This is a genomic window from Pseudomonas sp. FP2309, assembly GCF_030687575.1.
Lineage (GTDB): Bacteria > Pseudomonadota > Gammaproteobacteria > Pseudomonadales > Pseudomonadaceae > Aquipseudomonas.
Window position 1 is genome coordinate 227,000 of sequence record NZ_CP117439.1, and the last position, 19,178, is coordinate 246,177.

15 protein-coding genes and 1 tRNA gene are annotated in these 19,178 nt (G+C 54.8%); 7 read left to right on the forward strand and 9 right to left on the reverse strand.

From position 1 onward, the window contains the following. Positions 1-19 precede the first annotated feature (19 nt). A complete protein-coding gene (locus tag PSH59_RS01010) occupies positions 20-1,201 on the forward strand; it encodes an aspartate aminotransferase family protein (protein WP_305394086.1) in 1,182 nt (393 codons plus the stop codon). Between the two features lie 26 nt (positions 1,202-1,227). Then, positions 1,228-2,493, forward strand: a complete 1,266-nt coding sequence (glyA, locus tag PSH59_RS01015) for a serine hydroxymethyltransferase (protein WP_305394087.1) — start codon at positions 1,228-1,230, stop codon at positions 2,491-2,493. A gap of 554 nt (positions 2,494-3,047) precedes the next feature. On the opposite strand, the gene PSH59_RS01020 is transcribed toward glyA, so the two are convergent. The 3 genes from PSH59_RS01020 to PSH59_RS01030 all read right to left on the reverse strand — a co-directional run bounded on the left by PSH59_RS01020 (position 3,048) and on the right by PSH59_RS01030 (position 7,217). Next, positions 3,048-3,758, reverse strand: coding sequence for a hypothetical protein (locus PSH59_RS01020; protein WP_305394088.1), 711 nt, complete (start codon positions 3,756-3,758; stop codon positions 3,048-3,050). Further along, the gene (locus PSH59_RS01025) at positions 3,758-6,160 is read right to left on the reverse strand and encodes a class I SAM-dependent DNA methyltransferase (protein ID WP_305394089.1); all 2,403 of its coding nucleotides are present in this window, start codon (positions 6,158-6,160) and stop codon (positions 3,758-3,760) included. Before PSH59_RS01025 ends, PSH59_RS01020 begins: the two co-directional genes overlap by 1 nt. A gap of 823 nt (positions 6,161-6,983) precedes the next feature. After that, positions 6,984-7,217 carry a hypothetical protein gene (locus tag PSH59_RS01030; RefSeq protein ID WP_305394090.1) on the reverse strand — a complete coding sequence of 78 codons (234 nt, stop codon included), beginning with the start codon at positions 7,215-7,217 and terminating at the stop codon, positions 6,984-6,986. A 580-nt stretch (positions 7,218-7,797) separates the two neighbouring features. Here PSH59_RS01030 and PSH59_RS01035 point away from each other — a divergent pair. The 3 genes from PSH59_RS01035 (at position 7,798) to PSH59_RS01045 (ending at position 9,986) form a co-directional block, all read left to right on the forward strand. After that, complete coding sequence (locus PSH59_RS01035) at positions 7,798-8,010, forward strand: hypothetical protein (RefSeq protein ID WP_169367969.1); 213 nt, start codon at positions 7,798-7,800, stop codon at positions 8,008-8,010. Positions 8,011-8,425: 415 nt separating this feature from the next. Next, entirely contained in the window at positions 8,426-9,013 is a 588-nt protein-coding gene (locus PSH59_RS01040; protein WP_305394091.1) for a hypothetical protein, read from the forward strand. 52 nt (positions 9,014-9,065) lie between these two features. Continuing rightward, the gene (locus PSH59_RS01045; protein WP_305394092.1) at positions 9,066-9,986 is read left to right on the forward strand and encodes a restriction endonuclease; all 921 of its coding nucleotides are present in this window, start codon (positions 9,066-9,068) and stop codon (positions 9,984-9,986) included. A gap of 570 nt (positions 9,987-10,556) precedes the next feature. Here PSH59_RS01045 and PSH59_RS01050 read toward each other — a convergent pair. From PSH59_RS01050 to PSH59_RS01065, 4 genes are all read right to left on the reverse strand, one after another. After that, the gene (locus PSH59_RS01050) at positions 10,557-11,342 is read right to left on the reverse strand and encodes a hypothetical protein (protein ID WP_305394093.1); all 786 of its coding nucleotides are present in this window, start codon (positions 11,340-11,342) and stop codon (positions 10,557-10,559) included. 45 nt (positions 11,343-11,387) lie between these two features. Next, on the reverse strand, positions 11,388-11,690 hold the full coding sequence (locus tag PSH59_RS01055) for a hypothetical protein (protein WP_122774964.1): 303 nt from the start codon (positions 11,688-11,690) through the stop codon (positions 11,388-11,390). 229 nt (positions 11,691-11,919) lie between these two features. Continuing rightward, positions 11,920-13,002: a site-specific integrase gene (locus PSH59_RS01060; protein WP_305394094.1), complete on the reverse strand. Its 1,083-nt coding sequence runs from the start codon at positions 13,000-13,002 to the stop codon at positions 11,920-11,922. A 105-nt stretch (positions 13,003-13,107) separates the two neighbouring features. Next, positions 13,108-13,184 (reverse strand) — tRNA-Arg (locus PSH59_RS01065). Positions 13,185-13,555: 371 nt separating this feature from the next. On the opposite strand from PSH59_RS01065, the gene gabD reads away from it, so the two are divergent. Both gabD and gabT read left to right on the forward strand, forming a co-directional pair. Beyond that, a complete protein-coding gene (gene gabD / locus PSH59_RS01070) occupies positions 13,556-14,998 on the forward strand; it encodes an NADP-dependent succinate-semialdehyde dehydrogenase (protein ID WP_122513108.1) in 1,443 nt (480 codons plus the stop codon). Positions 14,999-15,180: 182 nt separating this feature from the next. Continuing rightward, on the forward strand, positions 15,181-16,458 hold the full coding sequence (gabT, locus tag PSH59_RS01075; protein ID WP_248082938.1) for a 4-aminobutyrate--2-oxoglutarate transaminase: 1,278 nt from the start codon (positions 15,181-15,183) through the stop codon (positions 16,456-16,458). 223 nt (positions 16,459-16,681) lie between these two features. Here the strand turns inward: gabT and PSH59_RS01080 are convergent, their stop codons facing one another. After that, on the reverse strand, positions 16,682-17,683 hold the full coding sequence (locus PSH59_RS01080; RefSeq protein WP_248082939.1) for a sensor domain-containing diguanylate cyclase: 1,002 nt from the start codon (positions 17,681-17,683) through the stop codon (positions 16,682-16,684). Between the two features lie 186 nt (positions 17,684-17,869). After that, positions 17,870-19,051: a delta-9 fatty acid desaturase DesA gene (gene desA / locus PSH59_RS01085; protein WP_248082940.1), complete on the reverse strand. Its 1,182-nt coding sequence runs from the start codon at positions 19,049-19,051 to the stop codon at positions 17,870-17,872. Positions 19,052-19,178 lie beyond the last annotated feature (127 nt).

The following is a 19,178-nucleotide window of genomic DNA, read 5'->3' on the forward strand; positions in this document are numbered from 1 at the left end:
TCTCTATAGGAGGCCTGCAATGTCCGCAGCATCCGCTTACCTGATGCACACCTCGTCCCGTCAGCCGGTCTCGTTCAGCCGAGGCCTGGGCGCTCGCCTGTGGGATACCGACGGCGTTGAATACCTGGATGCCATCGCCGGCGTGGCCGTGACAAGCCTGGGGCACGCCAACCCGGAAATTGCCGCCGCCATCGCCGAGCAGTCCACGCAGTTGCTGCACACCACCAACATGTTTCGCATCCCGTGGCAGGAGCAACTAGGCGAGCGGTTGTGCCTGTTGTCCGGCATGGAGCGCGCGTTTTTCTGCAACTCCGGCGCCGAGGCCAATGAAGCCGCACTGAAACTGGCGCGGCTGCACGCCCATGCTCGAGGCGTGGCCCAGCCGCAGGTGCTGGTGATGGACAACAGCTTCCACGGGCGCACCCTCGCCACGCTGGCGGCCACCGGCAACCCGGCGGTGCACGTCGGTTTCGAACCGTTGATGCCCGGCTTTGTGCGCGTGCCGTACAACGACATTGAGGCGATTCGGGCGGTCGCGGCGCGGTCACCCAACATCGTTGCAGTGCTGGTCGAGCCGGTGCAGGGTGAGGGTGGGGTGCATGCGGCGTTCGCGGGCTACCTGCAAGGGGTGCGCGCCCTGTGCGATGAACACGACTGGTTGATGATGATTGATGAAGTGCAAACCGGCATGGGCCGCACCGGCGCCTGGTTTGGCTTTCAACACGCGGGCATCGAGCCGGATGTCATCACCCTGGCCAAGGCGCTTGGCAACGGCTACCCGATAGGCGGATGCCTGGCGCGGGGCAAGGCCGCCGAGCTGTTTTCTCCCGGTCATCATGCGTCCACGTTTGGCGGTAACCCGCTGGCCTGCCGTGTGGGGTGCACGGTGCTGGACATCATGCAGCGTGAGCACCTGCCACAACGCGCCGCCGCCAGCGGCCGACGCCTGCTGGCCGCGCTCAAGCTGGCGCTGGGTAACCATCCCGAGGTGGTGGCCATTCGTGGTATCGGCTTGATGGTCGGCGTCGAACTCAACCGCCCGTGCGGCGAGCTGGTCGACCGCGCCCGTGAAGAACAACGCCTGCTGATCACCGTCACCCGTGGCACCACCGTGCGCCTGTTGCCCGCACTGATCTGCGATGACGCACAGATCGACGAGATCGCCGCACGTGTCATTCGCCTGCTGTCGCCCGCTGTTTGAATTTGTTAACCAAGGACGCCCCCACCATGTACGACTCAACGCTCACCCTGGATGCTTTCGACCCTGAACTGCGTGAGGCGATTCATAACGAAGCGCATCGCCAGGAAGACCACATTGAGCTTATCGCGTCGGAGAACTACGCCAGCCCGCTGGTCATGCAGACCCAGAGCACGGTACTCACCAACAAGTACGCCGAGGGCTATCCCGGCAAGCGCTACTACAGTGGTTGTGAATACGTTGATGTCGCCGAGCGGCTGGCGATTGAGCGGGTCAAGACCCTGTTCAACTGCGACTACGCCAACGTGCAACCTCACGCGGGTGCGCAGGCCAACGCGGCGGTGTTCCTCGCATTGATCAACCCCGGTGACACGGTGATGGGCATGAACCTGGCCCAGGGCGGCCACCTGACCCACGGTAACCCGGCGAACTTTTCGGGCCGGCATTACAAGATCGTGCCCTACGGGCTGGACCCGAAAACCGGGTTTCTCGACTACGACGAGATGGAACGAATAGCCCTGCAGACGCGCCCGAAAATGTTGATCGGCGGCTTCTCGGCGTACTCGCGCTACAAGGACTGGGCACGCATGCGCACCATCGCCGACAAGGTCGGCGCCATATTCTGGGTCGACATGGCCCACGTCGCCGGGCTGGTCGCCGCCGGCGAATACCCGGACCCGCTGCCCCATGCGCATGTGGTCACCAGCACCACGCACAAAACCCTGCGCGGCCCACGGGGCGGTTTGATTCTGTCGAAAGGCCAGGACGAAGCCTTCTACAAGAAACTCGATTCGGCAGTGTTTCCCGGCGTGCAGGGCGGCCCGCTTATGCACCAAATTGCAGCCAAGGCCGTGGCGTTCAAGGAAGCGCTGACGCCCGAGTTCCGCGTCTACCAGACCCAAGTGGTGATCAACGCCCGCGCCATGGCCGCTGTGCTGCAAAAACGCGGCTACAAGATCGTCTCGGGCGGAACCGACAACCACATGATGCTGATCGATCTGTCCGACAAGCCCTACACCGGCAAGGACGCCGATGCGGCATTGAGCAGCGCCTACATCACCGCGAATAAAAACTCGGTGCCGAATGACCCACGCTCACCCTTCGTGACCTCCGGCCTGCGCATCGGCAGCCCGGCGGTGACGACGCGGGGCTTCGGGGTCGAGGCCTGCGAGCAAGTGGCAGGGTGGTTGTGCGACGTACTCGACGCCCTGGAATATGGCGACAGTGACAAGGTCGGCCACCACGTGCGCGAACAGGTTGTCGCACTGTGCCGGCGTTATCCGGTTTATCGCTGACTGGTTTGGGGGGCCGTGTGGACGGCCCCTGATTCACGCCTTTACCCGAAAAGGACGCGCATACAGCCCGCTTCCAGCTTTATCAGGCGTTCGATCGGGGGAGTGGGGGCGTCGTGATGATATGCCGGAGAGGTTCGTAACGGACTGCTCTTAAAGCGCTTCGGTGGCGATATTGAGAATGTGATCAGCATCCCCGAGCGGGGTAGCACCCTCGTTTCAAATGGGCTGTGGCTTAGGCTTTTCAAAGGAGAGGCTGAGGTCTGTGAAACAACAAAGCCCGCACGGGGCGGGCTTCTTGGGGGGGGGTCGTAGACTGTCTGAGACAGCCCAAGACTGCTATATGGTGCCCCGGCGGGATTCGAACCCACGACCCCTGCCTTCGGAGTCCTAAAAGTCGACGTTTAGAATCAATACGTTAGCGGGGATTAGCTGGTAAATCAACGACTTGTGTAGGCTAGCGTTAGCGGGATTTCGCCCCGCTTAGCGGGGCGGGTGTGGCAAAATTGTGGCAGATTTCATGGCCGTTTAAGTTGATAAGCTGGCTGCGCAATCCGCTACCGCAATACCTTCAGTGTGAAGTTCTCCCAAAGTTCTTTTTCATCACGATCTAACTTGTCACGCGCAATCTGTATCCGAACTCTTTCTGTATCGAGCGTCGAAACTTCTTCTTCAAGACGCTGCAAGGATGATAGTGGAAATTTGAACCGTCGAAGATCCTCTTCAGTAACCGCTGTTTGTCCCGAAGCGCCAGATTCAAATCGTTGAAACTGTAACTGCCCTAAGGGTGAGGCGAGCAGATATACTAGAGCTTTTGGAGAAATACCTTTCGGTCGCAAAATAGCTACATGGCTATCTACAGAATAGTCACCGACTAGGTCGAATAGAACTGGTTTACCTATTGAGGTTCCTCCGTCCATTGTGAGTAGAACGTCATTTTTAATGAGTTTCCTCGTTGGTGTTAATGCAGAAAATGCCTCGTCACTTATATATCTGCAGTCGTTAATATTGATGCTCATTTTTTGAATGCTTAGAGTGTTGACTACAGGTATACCTTCCCCCTCCTCTAAGTAAATATGTTGTACTCCTTTCACCAGAGGGTCGGGGAGAAACTGACTTAGATAACAAGTAGGACCTTTTGATAACAAATCGTCTAGCATTAAGAATCGAGATTCGAATTGTTTGCTGTCACAACGGAGTGCGTGCGACTCTGATATTTTGCTAAGGCTCGTCTTTATAGCAGTTGGAAAGCTGGTTTTTTCGAACATTAGATGCTCCACCGTACATCACGCTTAATGTAGTCTAAAACTGTAACCGGTTCTGTAATATTGTAATGTACTTCGTAGTTGTCCTCGCATAGATGCAGGTTCTGAACTATTTTCCCGGTACTATCTTTAAAGCAAGCGAGTTGGTTTGGCTTGGCTTTTTCTTTTCGTTTACTAAGTTTATATCCGACTTCGCTCACCATATAAGAGTGGTATGATACGTCGTGACTTATGATTGTCTTTTTAAAGGCATACCTATCTATATATTTGGAAAGTCCGGTGGAGCTGAGAAAGTTTTTGTAGTGATTTGCTGCATCATCTAAACTTATTTCAGCGGCGTTTATGCTGAGGGGCAAAACTTCGGCGTTTTTCCCTTTTTTGTAAACCCAGTCGTTTGATTCAATGAGCTCGCTTAATGTGTCAATGATTTTGTTTTGCAATTCAGTTGGGTTGGAAAGTTTCAGGAGCTCAGCTTTCTGTAAGAGATTTTTCGCAATCCTGATTTTTTCTTGAGCCTCCAGAGAATGTTTTTGCCATTCTTCGTCCCAAGCAGAAATTTCGGAAGAAAGCTTCTTCTCAGCAAATAGTAAGCTTGTTAATGTTGGTGTATCAATAAATACATTTCGTGGTAATGATACGATTGCCTTAATTTTAAACATGCGGTACAGAAATATTCTTACGGGGGTTAGGTCTATAGCATTAAATATAGACTCTGGAAGTACCACACCTAATCTTCCACCTGGCTTGAGTAGCTGAAAAGCCCTTTCTATGAATAAAGCTTCAGACGGCAGTGTCTCAGGTAAACTGAAAGTGGTTTTTAATGTGCGCTTTGTGTCGTTGGATAGAGTCACCCCAAAAGGTGGGTTTGACAAAACTATATCGAATGTCTCACAAAGATCTTGTGGATAATGACTTCGAGTAAGACTTCGCGCCTGATCTCCTGCGACCCTGAGCTTCGAGTCGTTATAAGATGTGAATGGCTTAAACGCATCGTATTTAAACATATGCGCAGATCCATCTCCATGCAAAACCATGTTGACTTTTGCAGTTATTGCCATTATGAATTTAGGATCAAAGCCATAGACAAAATTCTCTGCCCAGTAATTTGGCGTTTCATCACTCATTCTGGCAGAGTAAAACTGTTTTTCTTCAAAGTCGGAAACATATTGTTTTTCGTTGCGTTTGATTGCAGACGTAATGCAGTTCATTGCTTGTAAAAGAAATGCCCCGGACCCACTAGCCGGATCGATGACGTAGGGTAATCTATTTTCTGGGTGATTTGCCTGGGACCATATTTTTTTAGTCAAGCCGTCTACGTCAATAGCTTCAATTATAAATTTCACAAGGTTGGAATGGGTAAAATACATCCCTTTGTCTTGCTTGAAGCCTACTCTGAGAATTTCTTCAAAGAAAGCGCCTATGATGTCTCCGTGAAGAGCTGCACCTTTTGTTAAGGACAGCGATTCCAAGGCTAAAACAACAGATTTAACTTTTTCCTTAGAGAACTCTTTTGGGTCGATTTCGTCAGGCACTACACTTTTTTCTATGTATCGGCTGTAGGCTTCCGCATATAGCTTATTTACTATATCGAATATTTCGCCAGACGGTTGAGGGTTGCCATTTTTATATTTTATCTGAAATTGGTATTCGCATCCGCTCTTTGTAGTCCGCTCATCATAGATCTTTGCGAGTAGGCATTTTACTAAATTTATGAAGAGGGCATTGTCAGCATGCTCGCCAAAAAATTCATTGTGAAAGCCGTTGGCCACAGCTCTAAAGTCGGCTTGAGTAGTATCCGATTTTAGGTCCTTACTGCTTCCGAGTACGTAGGGAATAAAATTTAAATCTTGATACCCTTTAGGGAAAACTGTTGCATGTGGGCAGCCCTCTGCAAGCCAGCTCTCGTATGATTTGTGCTTTGTGTAGTCAATGCATTTCAAGCTGATTACAGGAGTTTCCCCCTGTGGCTGAATACTTGCATAGACCAGAAGTTTCGGTGCTCCTATTAATGGAGCTGTTCCGAAGAGCTGATATTTTATTGCTGTTTGTTCATTGCTTTTAAATTTTTCCCATGACTTGAACTCCCAAACAGCATATGGAAGGTCGTCCTCATCGTAGATGATGAGATCTACTTCATCTGCCAGCGATCCGCTGCTGCCGTGTGCAAAGTACTGTTCATGGTACATTTTTTCAATTGTGTACTCACCGTTGCTGACTAACAGATTAATTGCGAGTGCGTGTACAAGCTCTTCTGGCTCAAAGGATTTGGCTAAGGATTCATCTGATTTTAGATTGTGCGGATAGGTAATTACTCTTGTCTCGGTATCGGCGATCACCCCAGCAACTGAAGTTAATTCATTAATTTTAGATGCGTACCAGGAAATTTCTCGGGCGTCAAGAGTCATGATTTATTTGTTCCGTAGATAAAATGTAGCTAGTTTTCCAGTTACCGCCCGCTAAACTCATTAAGAGCTCAACGCTTATTTTTGGCAGCAAGCGCTCATTAAAAATGGAATATTCTAACGGGTCAGCTTATTCGGATCAAGATAATAAATGGGTTTCTTGTTTTTTGTAGTTTATAGTTGACGTAAGGTGTGGCGCTTTTTGTTATGGTGAAAGCTCGGGCTAATTAATTTTTTCTTCGTTGGCGATAATTGCGGCGCAGTTCTTACGATGTTGTTTATGAATATTAATGTCGCGGTGCTAGTTAATAATGCATTTAGTATTTTATTGGTTTTAAGTGTGGCCGTATATTTGATATAGTGCTATTTTTTAGCGACTATATTATTTGCGGCCGGCGTGTACGTCAGCCCAAGAAAATCTCTGTTGAGTAGCCGTGTAAGATTAGAGTTTTAGTAAGTGCGTTTCGATGGCGTTAGTTGTTAGGCGTTTTAGTTTCTGGATCGGGTTATGGTCAGTGTTTGATCAGTGCGCATACTAAGTTGCCTTGGGCCCAGGGGCGTAGAGGAACATTGGCGCGTTCGGCTTTGGAACGGGCATCTTTGCAGAAGTTGAAAGTACTACGTAGAGGCTAGCTACCCTTGCTGCTCTCTGGCTCTCCCGATCAACACATTGGGTAACTGAATCAAAAAAGAGGCTTCCGGTCCTGCACAGTTGCACAGGCACAAGATTGATTACAGATCTGCAGGGCGGAGACGCATATGCTCAGTAACAGCACGCGGTTATCGATCAAAGCCTTAGCGCGTGCGAATAACCGCCTCGGCTATATCAACCAAGATATTTTCGTACTCCTTTAAAGTTCGCCGTCGCACTCTGGGAAAAATCTTCTAGAAGGTCTCCTTGGCGCCGCAACGTGTTGATTACGTGAAAGTGAATTTTTTTCTGGTATGTCGTTTCAATGGCGGCCAGCACGAACTGACCAATACTTATTCCGCTGTCGTAGGCTTTCTCGCTATAGTTGTGCTTCTTCTTTCCTCCAAACAACGAATTACCGGCAGCCATCCTGTGCGTCGACGTTGTTCGCTAAGGCTCATGAGCTTTCCTTTTTCAGGTGTTGGGGTCTCGGGGCTTGCCCTGAGCTGGGAAGGTAGGCAAAGCAGAGGGAGTGGAACGACTGGTGCGCGCCGGTTGTGGGGCGCCAGGTACTGGCGGTATAGCAAACCCTACCTTGTCCTAGCCTTTCCTCTCAGAATTTAGATTATTTTTTGCACTATCCGCTTACAGCGGGGGGCAAGAGGCGTTGGTATTTAGGAGGGCGCTATGGGGTACGAAAAAAAGACGAATTCAAGACGATTACATGGGCGAAAAATGCGTAACTTATAGGCAGCTGAGGATGGGACGATTGGACGGCGTGAAAGACGGTAGAGCGACGGTTGGGACTCATAAGCCTTGAGTGGCTTTCTGCTGCAGAGTAAGGAGAAAGCAGCGTGTGTGTGTACTTGAGGCTGATAAGCGTGAGACGATTTTTCGACGCTTGTGGTGATGCGGAAGCACAAAAGCTAAAGTGACGAATCTGAGAGAGCTATTTGGCGCTGCCGTTTAGTTATCTGGTGATGCATCTCAAGATGCCTTGGAGGTTGTTATGGAACAATCCAGTGACGGCGAAAGTAGCTTCGCCGAGATTATGCTTTTGAAACGCTCCAATCGTGAACGCTTGATTTGTGCCATCCGAAAAGCCTCCCCTGAAGAGCTCGAGATTTCCGCCCAGCGCATCAAGGTGATTTTGCTTGGCTCTGTCGATCCTAGCCGTCGCCGACAGCGCATTGCCCCGCCAGCGTTCGTGAGCGACAAATAGCTCCTCTGTATTGAACGATTTTCGCGAAAAATCGGCATGCGGTTCGTCGTTTTCATTTCGGAGTCCGCACGTTTCATTGTGTAGTACGACGTCATAATCAGTTAATTATCAGGCTGGCTACTACTGCCCAGGCTCCGCATGGGCGGTAGTAGGCAGCAGTTGTCTTTTGGATTCACCCCACTATGTTTTTTCCGCATAGGAATCGTTGTGGAGCGATTGCACCAATCACCTCAGACGCCGTGCCCGAATGATTTACCGGGCTCATTTGGGGGACACTCAAAGTATCACGTGCGACATATCACTTCGGTGAGCTTCCAAGTTTCGCGGGCTTCGCGTCTCCAGTGCCGACAATTGTATTGCCTAACCTGTTGGGGGCTCCTTTGACAGCTGCGCCGATTAGCCAAAGAATACTTAGATGCAGCTATCTCATCCAGACATAGACCCAACAGAAGCCTTCCAGTTCGTCTTTCGCGAGATTACGCGTCATGAAGACACCGGTAGGAAAAATTTCGTTGTCCGCGTCCCTGTGGATATGGTCGAGTACCTGTTCTCTGGTATTGCTCTGAAGTCGGGCATGTCCAAGGTCAAGCTGGAGCGATTGCTAACTGAGCTTGGGATTTATGGTTTTAGGGACGCGGACGGTCGAATACTGCGACGTTATCTGAGTGGCCATTCACGCATGGCTTGGGATACCTTCCATCGGTTGTTGTTTTGGGCATTCGCGAAGGGATGGATCTCTGAATGGATTTTTCGCGATCTTCTATCAGGGGCATATCTGCGGGAGGCGGCCCAACTCAGCGCCCGCAAAATTCTGAACAGGCTCAAGCGTCAGATATCGGCGCCAAGCCTGACTCAGGAGCAGATTTTTGAGTGCTTCACCCAGGAGTATCTGGCCAAAGAGAAGGAGCGAGCGCAAGCAGTGGCCAGCCGCTTACGGGTAGATTCAGAAGCGCGAGAGCTAGCAAGCTCATTAGGCCTCGAGGTAACCGATTGCTCCGAATAACATGCGGCTTACAACATTTGCCCACGCTGACAATCTTGCGAAAGGAATCCTGATGTCCGTTCCTACATACGACAAATTCATTGAGCCGATCTTGCGTTACCTAGCGGCTAATCCGGAAGGTGCGACAGCACGCGACGCGCATGAAGCTGCGGCTCGGGCTTTGAATTTATCCGAACCACAGCTTCAAGAGCTGATTGCGAGTGGGCAAGCGACCTATAAGAACCGTGCAGGATGGGCTCATGACCGTCTCAAACGCGCAGGATTATCCTCCAGCGCCAAACGAGGCTACTGGAAGCTAACCGAAGCTGGCGTTGTTTATTCCAAGCAGCACCCTTCACCGCTCACTACCGATCAGGTTGAACAACTTGCCATCGGCTTCATGGACGTGAAGCTTAGGAGCGCTTCCGATGCCGTCCCGCTAGATGGGCGTGATCACGGCGCAGAAACACCGATATCAGCAACTGTGAGCCCAGACGATCGGTTGGAGCAGGCTCAGCGTGAGCTACGCAATGCGACAGCCGCAGATCTACTGGATAACCTGCTACAAGTCAGCCCCAACCGCTTTGAAGTCATTGTTCTCGACGTGTTGCACAGCCTTGGCTACGGGGCTAGTCGAAACGACTTGCAGCGTGTTGGTGGAAGCGGAGATGGCGGAATTGACGGGGTAATTTCGCTTGATAAGCTCGGACTGGAAAAAGTCTATGTCCAAGCAAAGCGCTGGCAAGGCACTGTGGGCCGTCCTGAGTTGCAAGCGTTCTATGGAGCACTTGCTGGGCAAAAGGCCAAGCGAGGGGTCTTTATCACTACTTCGGGCTTCACTGCCCAAGGCATCGACTTTGCCCGCTCAGTGGAAGGCATGGTACTGGTGGACGGCATCCGCTTGGTCAACCTGATGATGGACCATGAGGTTGGGGTAACGTCCCGGCTTCTCAAACTGCCGAAATTGGATAGCGATTACTTCGACGAGGAATGAAGATTTTTGGGCTCGACATACGTTTCTCTATACCGGGGCAGGGCTAGTAAACGGGCACCGGACACTAGCTCCCCAATGATCAAAAAAACATCACCAATCAGACTCCAGCTCGGTGCTTAGGTGGATACCCATCACCTTAGCTTTGCGATATTTCAACGGCTCCGCATTTATCTCCAGGGCAACAAGTCGACTAGCAGCGGTGACCAAGCTGTTGAAACGTTCATTGTGAACGGCGACGTATGCGATAAGCCTACTACCCGTCGCCTGCATGGAGCCGATGCAGAGAGGAACCGACTTGTCGCTTAGGAGCAGTGGATCAACGTATAGGTAGCATTCTAGGGTCGGGTATTTGAATGTTTCGGGGTATCGAACGGAGCCGTAAAGCTTGATCACAGTATGCTCTGAATAATGGTGGCCGATTGTTCTTGTATCGGACCGCGTGGCCATGCTGAACGACCAGGACATATCCCACCCCCATATCCGAGCTTGGAGGATTATTCGCTCAACGGCGGTACGACTCCTTCTAGCCATGGCATTCATCCTCCCCGTTTGAGTTGGCTTCAGACAAACCTAGCTCACTTCGTTACCGCCATTCAGATTCTCGGCCAGATACAGAGTTAAGGCCATGGCGTTATGCGGCTTACCTGATGCAGATCGGTAATTTTCTGCCATCGCGTTGACTACGAGTTGCGGCCTATGTCTGAGTTTTCCGCTTACCTTCGCCTTCACAAGCGCTCTGTGGACATCCGTCCGATGTTCAGGAGGGATTCCTGACATATCCAATTCGTAAGAGGTGGGCAAAGACGTTGGTGTTTTGGTTGAGAGTTTGGGTTGAGGTTTAGTGTTAGGTATGACATTGGCTGATACGGTATCGATATGGCATCCGTGTGATATCGAGTCCTCTTCTACGTATCGCTTTGACCGCGGCCGGAGGGATTCATCTATCAAATCCTGCTGGTCGTCGCTCAGTCTTTCTTTGAAGTCATTCAGAAAGTCGTCTAGCCACTCGCTTGGGACACGGCGAATTTCTTCCAACGCTCTGGCTCGTAGTTTTGGCCCAGTCACTTGAGTAGCAGAGTGGTGATCCCACCAGATTTTTACCCAAACGATGAGTCTCACGTTGTCATACCTGGCTAGGTCTTCATCCTGGAGGCGGTGGATGACCTGCAACCACTGATCCGCCGTCCATCCAATTTCTGCTCCGGCAATGCGTGGAACAAGTGGGTATACGCCCGTAATGTTGCTGTCAGGAGCCGTTAAAAGGTGCAGCAAAGCAACTTTGTCCTCTGTGGTGCAATTCAGTAAACGTGGGGAGCGCCAAAAATTCTGGTCCCGAATGGTTCGTTGTCTACTCATGCTCACTGCTCCCGGTGCAAAGGAGATGAATCGAGCCCGGGTAGGTCATTGTCGCGCCTCCACCTGTGCTTTCTTTGTGGGCCTCCCTGTGCGTTTCGGATGTGAAAAAGGTGCGATGACGGTGGCTGAATCTCGACTCTCGGTGTTGCCGGTGCGCATCCAAGTTCTCAGATCACCCAGTCTCCATCTCAACCTTGACAGTCCCGGCACAGGCTCAAGCCCCGGCAATTTGCGCTGACGGACCGTAAGCACGCTGAAGCCGGTCAGCGCCGCAACTTCAACCACGCCAATCAGAACGTCGTCGCCAAGCTTCTGTATTTTCTGGATGGTTTCATAATCTACTGTCATCGCTTTATCGCTCGATTGATCTGGTGAGGCCAGCTTTTGCCAATCAGACGCTCAATCACTAGGACAGCTTTTTAACAGATGAAAGGTTTTCTGAAGGAAGGGGCCGCGACAAGAGGCGATTGTTGACTCGGCAACAGCGCCTCGTAGACCTATGCTGGGTTCGCGCGGGCGCGTTGCAAGATCAGTGGTCAGCTCCAAGCTGACCACTGAGAAGTAGCCATAGGTCTGATCAAGCCAGCTTTGCCGCGAGCTCTTCTGCGGTGATGTTGTAGTAACGCTTCAGCATGTTTACCTCCCGATGGCCCGTCACGCTGGCAAGCTCGATCAAATTCGGCAGCTTGGTCGCAAGCCGACAGGTCGCTTCATGCCGCAGATCGTGAAAGCGTAGATTGATCAGAAAGTCCTCCTGAGGTGTTACCTGCGCCGTCCCACAATCCCCCAGGTATTTCAGCCGCGCTCGCTCCAGGCCTCGCACAAAGGCCTTCTTGAGAGCGTCGGCGGTGGTGGGGAAGACGCGACCGCACAGCGAGCGCGGCAAGTCCTTCAGCAGCTGAATAGCCCTTGGTGAAAGCGGGACGGTTCTGGGCAGTCCGTTCTTGGTCGCTGGAAGATGCGCGGTCCTGCGATCTAGGTTCACATGCTTCCAGCGCAGCTCGAAAATTTCGCCACGGCGCATGGCTGTCTCAATCGCCAGTTGGACAATGGGCCGTATCCATGGATTGTGTGAGGCGTCGGCATAGGTGCCGTCAGCACGGCGTTCCCGAAGCTCCAGGGCGTTGAGGATGTATTGCTCTTCAACTGGGTCGAGCCGCCGCGAGCGCTCGTCGTTGTAGCTGGGACGGCTGACCATCCTGACGGGGTTCTCGGCAAGATGAATTCCCCACTCGCGGCGAGCAACCTCGATCACACACTGAAACAATGCGAGTTCGCGCTTAACCGTGTTGCCCTTGCGGATCTTCAGGCGTTCATCACGGTAGCGGGCAAAATCGGAGGAGGTGAGGGTAGCGACGATGCGTGTCGCCAGCGGGTGGCGCTTGAGCGCTTCCAGGCGTTTGATTTCCGAATAGGCGCCTTTGTGCTTCGGAGCGATCTCGGATATGTAGCGATCAATGAGTTGATGAAAGGCGGTGCGCTCAGCCTCGACGCGAGAGACAAAAATGCCTCGGTCGATTTCGCTTTCAATCATGCGCGCCCAGGCTTGGGCATCGGATTTGGTTTCGAAGGTTTTGCGCTGGGCTGGATAGCCCTTACGGCGGATTTGCGCTTCCCACTGATACTCGCCGCGATTCCTGATTGTTGCCATTTCGACCATTCCCGCCACTTTTGAGTGTGGCAAATTTGTGGCAAAAACGACTTTCAGGACTAGGACAGGTTTCTGTCAGGAGCGCTATCCCCTTGTAATACAAGGGAAAGAAGATGGTGCACCCGGCGGGATTCGAACCCACGACCCCTGCCTTCGGAGGGCAGTACTCTATCCAGCTGAGCTACGGATGCTTGTGCGGGCGACATCATACCCATGTCGACCCTGGGCGTCCATGCCACTCTTCGGGCGTTTGCGCGTAGGAATGGGCTGTGCAAAGGCCCTGGGTCGGGCGCCGTCTGTCAAGGCGGTGGAACGTGCCCTAATCACGCTGATCTGAAAGTTCCGGCAATTGCACGGTTTTCGTTCTTTTTTTCGAACAGGCTATTGCCCTGTACCCCCATTGATCCTAGGATTCGTTTGAGATTTCAAACGCTCTGTCTCCCGTGCGCGATGACTCTACGCTTGCGTGCTGGGGCTGATTTCCCTGACGGCAGCCCACAAGGCGCCTTTCAACAACTCTAATTCGCTCCGCGTGCGCGCGGTGCTGTTAAGGAAAGCCGACATGCAGCTTAAAGATGCCCAATTGTTCCGCCAGCAAGCCTTTATCGATGGTGCTTGGGTCGATGCGGACAATGGTCAGACCATCAAGGTCAACAACCCGGCCACGGGCGAAATTCTCGGTACCGTGCCAAAGATGGGCGCCGCAGAAACCCGCCGCGCCATCGAAGCCGCCGACAAGGCCCTGCCGGCCTGGCGTGCACTTACCGCCAAGGAGCGCGCCAACAAGCTGCGCCGTTGGTTCGAACTGCTGATCGAAAACCAGGACGACCTCGGTCGCTTGATGACCCTCGAACAAGGCAAGCCGCTGGCCGAGGCCAAGGGCGAAATCGTCTACGCCGCGTCCTTTATCGAGTGGTTCGCCGAAGAAGCCAAGCGCATCTACGGTGACGTGATCCCCGGCCACCAGCCCGACAAGCGCCTGATCGTGATCAAGCAGCCAATCGGCGTGACCGCGGCCATCACGCCGTGGAACTTCCCCGCGGCGATGATCACCCGTAAGGCCGGCCCGGCCCTGGCCGCCGGTTGCACCATGGTGATCAAGCCAGCGTCGCAAACCCCGTTCTCGGCCCTCGCCCTGGTTGAGCTGGCGCACCGCGCCGGTATCCCTAAAGGCGTGCTGAGCGTGGTCACCGGCAGCGCCGGCGACATCGGCGGTGAGCTGACCAGCAACCCTATCGTGCGTAAATTGTCCTTTACCGGCTCGACCGAAATCGGTCGCCAGTTGATGGCCGAGTGCGCCAAGGACATCAAGAAAGTCTCCCTGGAGCTGGGCGGCAACGCGCCGTTCATCGTGTTCGACGACGCCGACCTGGATAAGGCCGTCGAAGGCGCGATCATCTCCAAGTACCGCAACAACGGCCAGACCTGCGTTTGCGCCAACCGTCTGTACATCCAGGATTCGGTGTACGACGCGTTCGCCGAGAAGCTGAAAGTGGCCGTGGCCAAACTCAAGATCGGCAACGGTCTGGAAGACGGCACCACCACGGGTCCGCTGATCGACGAGAAGGCCGTGGCCAAGGTTCAGGAACACATCGCTGATGCCCTGAGCAAAGGCGCCAAGTTGTTGGCCGGTGGCAAGGTGATGGAAGGCAACTTCTTCGAGCCGACCATCCTAGTCGACGTGCCGAAAAACGCCGCCGTGGCCAAGGAAGAAACCTTTGGCCCACTGGCGCCGCTGTTCCGGTTCAAAGACGAAGCCGAAGTGATCGCGATGTCCAACGACACCGAGTTCGGGCTGGCCTCGTACTTCTATGCCCGCGACCTGGGCCGTGTATTCCGTGTGGCTGAAGCCCTGGAATACGGCATGGTCGGCGTCAACACCGGGTTGATCTCCAACGAAGTGGCGCCGTTCGGCGGCATCAAGGCCTCGGGCCTGGGCCGTGAAGGCTCCAAGTACGGGATCGAGGATTACCTGGAAATCAAATACCTCTGCCTGGGCATCTAAGCCCCGGTCAGGCATCGCTGTAAACGCAAAGGGCACGAGAGCGCTGACCCTTTGCGTGTTTCAAGACGTTATTCGTAGTGGCCGGGAAAGCTGTGGCAGTCGATCATCGCATGCTGCCGTAGTTGCCTCCCGCCACGTATTCCTTGAGCTGCGCCACCCGATGAGTGGCGAATGAGGACTTTATGAGCAAGACCAACGCTTCCCTGATGAAACGCCGCGAAGCCGCTGTACCGCGCGGTGTTGGCCAGATTCACCCGATCTTCGCCGACTCCGCGAAGAACGCCACCGTGACCGACGTTGAAGGTCGCGAGTTCATCGACTTCGCCGGCGGTATCGCCGTGCTGAACACCGGCCACGTGCACCCGAAAATCATCAAGGCCGTGACCGAGCAACTGAACAAGCTGACCCACACGTGCTTCCAGGTATTGGCCTACGAGCCTTACGTAGAAGTGTGCGAGAAGGTGAACGCCAAGGTCCCAGGTGACTTCGCCAAGAAAACCCTGTTGGTCACCACCGGTTCCGAAGCGGTGGAAAACGCCGTGAAAATCGCGCGTGCCGCCACTGGCCGTGCCGGCGTGATCGCCTTCACCGGCGCGTACCACGGCCGCACCATGATGACCCTGGGTCTCACCGGTAAAGTCGTGCCGTACTCGGCCGGCATGGGCCTGATGCCCGGCGGCGTGTTCCGTGCGCTGTACCCGAACGAGCTGCACGGTGTGAGCGATGACGACTCCATCGCCAGCATCGAACGCATTTTCAAGAACGATGCCGAGCCGCGTGATATCGCAGCGATCATCATCGAGCCGGTGCAGGGCGAGGGCGGTTTCTACGTGGCGCCCAAGTCGTTCATGAAGCGCCTGCGCGAACTGTGCGACAAGCACGGCATCCTGCTGATCGCCGACGAAGTGCAGACTGGCGCCGGCCGCACCGGCACGTTCTTCGCCATGGAGCAGATGGGCGTTGCCGCCGACCTGACCACCTTCGCCAAATCCATCGCCGGCGGCTTCCCGCTGGCCGGTGTGTGCGGCAAGGCTGAATACATGGACGCCATCGCCCCAGGTGGCCTGGGCGGCACCTACGCCGGTAGCCCGATCGCCTGCGCCGCGGCCCTGGCGGTGATGGAGGTGTTCGAAGAAGAGCACTTGCTGGACCGCTGCAAGGCGGTTGGCGAGCATCTGGTGACTGGCCTCAAGGCGATCCAGGCCAAGTACCCGGTGATCGGTGACGTGCGTGCCCTGGGCGCGATGATCGCCGTCGAGCTGTTCGACGACGGCGACACCCACAAGCCAAACGCCGCGGCCGTTGCCGCTGTGGTGGCCAAGGCGCGTGACAAGGGCCTGATCCTGCTGTCCTGCGGCACCTACGGCAATGTGTTGCGCGTACTGGTCCCGCTGACGGCGCCGGACGAGCAGTTGGACAAAGGCTTGGCGATCATCGAAGAGTGCTTCGCAGAGCTTTAAGCGGCAGGCTGCAGTTGCAAGCGACAAGCTGCAAGCGACAAGCTGCAAGGGGTGACGAGCTTGCCGCTTGCAGCTTCGAGCTTGCAGCTCAAAGAAACCGCCCGTGAATAAAAAAACCGCTGATGCGGTTTTTTTTTGTTCACTCGGCGGCTTGGCGCGCATGTTGGTGTTGGACGCTGAGCGGTGGGGTTGGCGGAGCTGATGCACGTTGCAAAGGCTGGCGTCAGCCGGCGACCACGCGGTTTTTGCCCAGGCGCTTGGCCTCGTACATGGCGGTATCGGCGCGCGCGAACAGGCTGTCCAGGGTCGCGTCGGCTTCGGTGAGGCTGGCCAGGCCCTGGCTGATGGTCACACCGAACGCCTGGCCTTCGTAGCTGAAGCTCAGCGCCTGAATCTCTTTGCCCAGGCGTTCAGCCACTTGCAGGGCCATCTCCGGCGCACAGCCTGGCAGTACCGCGGCAAACTCTTCGCCGCCAATGCGCCCGAACAGGTCGCCACGGCGCAGCACCCCTCGACCGCTCTCGGCGATGCGCCGCAGCACCTGGTCGCCCTCCAGGTGGCCGTAGGTGTCGTTGATGTCCTTGAAGTCGTCGATGTCCAGCAGGAGGAAGGCCAGCGGCGTGCCTTGGGCGCACGCGCTGTCGAAGGCATGGTTGGCGCATTCGAAGAAGTGCCGGCGGTTGCTGCTCTGGGTGAGCACGTCGGTGGTGGCCAGGCGGTGCAACTCAAGCTCGAGCTGCTTCTTTTCGGTGATGTCTTCGGCCATGCCGACCACAATCAACGGTTCGCCCGGCTCGACCTGCTGATTGATGTAGCACTTGTCGCTCAACCAGCGGATCTGACCGTCGGCGGTGATGATGCGGTACTCGCGGTCTTCCACGGCACCTCGCTCCAGCACGCGGGCCAGACTTTTTTCGGCGTAGTCGAGGTCTTCGGGGTGAATGCTGTTGCGCCATTCCCGATGGTCGGCGAGCAGCAGGCCGGCAGCACGTCCAAATATCCGCTCGTATGCCGGGCTCACGTACAGCACGCGGCGGGTCTCCCAATCGATGGCCCAGAGCACCGCATTCACACTTACCAGCAGCGAACTGAGGAGCTGCTCGCGCTCACTCAGGCGCTCGACTTCGCCCTGGGCATGCACCAATGCCAGCAGGGTTGCAGCCGCCGTGGGGCGCTGAGTTTCAGCGACGGGCGGATCCGGTAAGTGGGGTTTTTCGTGAACCATCGGCACAACTCTCTCTGGGCGCGCCGCAGGATGGAGCAGCGGTCACAACAAGGGGTCACCATGATGGCGAAGTGTTCCTTGAGAGAGGCTAATTGCGTCGAAGTTCCGTCAACGGGGTCGATTAGCGGCGCCCGGTAAATGACGCCAAAAAGATGCTGTGGGAGGGCGTACCCTCCCACAGCGCAGTCAGGCCGCGGGGCGTAGCGAATAGGTTTTCAGCTGATGGGCGAAGTCGCGCAGGGACTGGATGCCACTGGCTTCGGCCTCGTGTACCCATTCCTTGATCGCCGCCAGCATGTCGTGGCCATTGGAGCTGGTCTTGAGCCAGATCTGCTGCAGCGCCAGGCGCTTTTCATAGATCACTTTCAGGGCCTGGCTATGCTCCAGCATGCCTTGGATGCGCAGGTGATGACGGTCATCCAACAGGCTGGTTTCCCGCGACAGCAGGCGCTTGGCGCGGTGGAACTGGTGGCGCACCGAGTGATCGACTTTTTCCAGCTCCTGCTTAACGAGTGGGCCGATCACCAGCTTGCGGTACTGGGCCATGATCTGGAAGCGGTTGTTGAGAATCGCCATGGCGGTATCCATGTCCAGATGGCCTTTGCCCTCGACGCGATGCGCAATCGGCGCCACGCGCTGCACCTTGGCCAGGCGCAGGAAGCTGAACAGTTTGATCCACGCCCAACCCAGGTCGAATTCCCATTTTTTCACCGACAGTTTCGCGGAGTTGGGATAGGTATGGTGATTGTTGTGCAGCTCTTCGCCACCGACGATGATGCCCCACGGCACCAGGTTGGTGGCGGCATCACGGCATTCGAAATTGCGATAGCCCACGGCATGCCCCAGGCCATTGATCACGCCGGCGGCCCAGAACGGTATCCACATCATCTGGATGGCCCAGATGGTGATGCCGATGGTGCCGAACAGCAGCAGGTCGATCACGCCCATGATCGCCACGCCCAGCAGCGGGTAGGGCGTGTACAGGTTGCGTTCGATCCAGTCGTCCGGGCAGTTCTTGCCGTAGATGCGCAGGGTTTCCGGGTTTTCCGCTTCGGCGCGGTACAGTTCGGCACCTTTGCGTAACACGGTGGACAGGCCTTTGATCACCGGGCTGTGCGGGTCATCGACGGTCTCGCATTTGGCGTGGTGCTTGCGGTGGATGGCGGTCCACTCGCGGGTGTTCTGCGCCGTGGTCAGCCACAGCCAGAAGCGGAAGAAGTGTTTCAGGCCGGCATTGAGCTCCAGGGAGCGATGGGCTGAATAGCGATGCAGATAAACCGTGACGCCAACGATGGTCACGTGGGTCATCAACAGAGTGACTGCCACCAGTTGCCAGGCTGACAGGTCAAGAAAACCGTTGTACCACATAGGCTGTATGGCCCTCAGATAAAGAAAAAACCAGCTCACGCATTATCACCAAGCCTGCAGAGAAAACCAGCCGCCCTTTCAGATAGAAGTGACTGGATGTTTCTTATCCTATAATCCCCGACCTTTG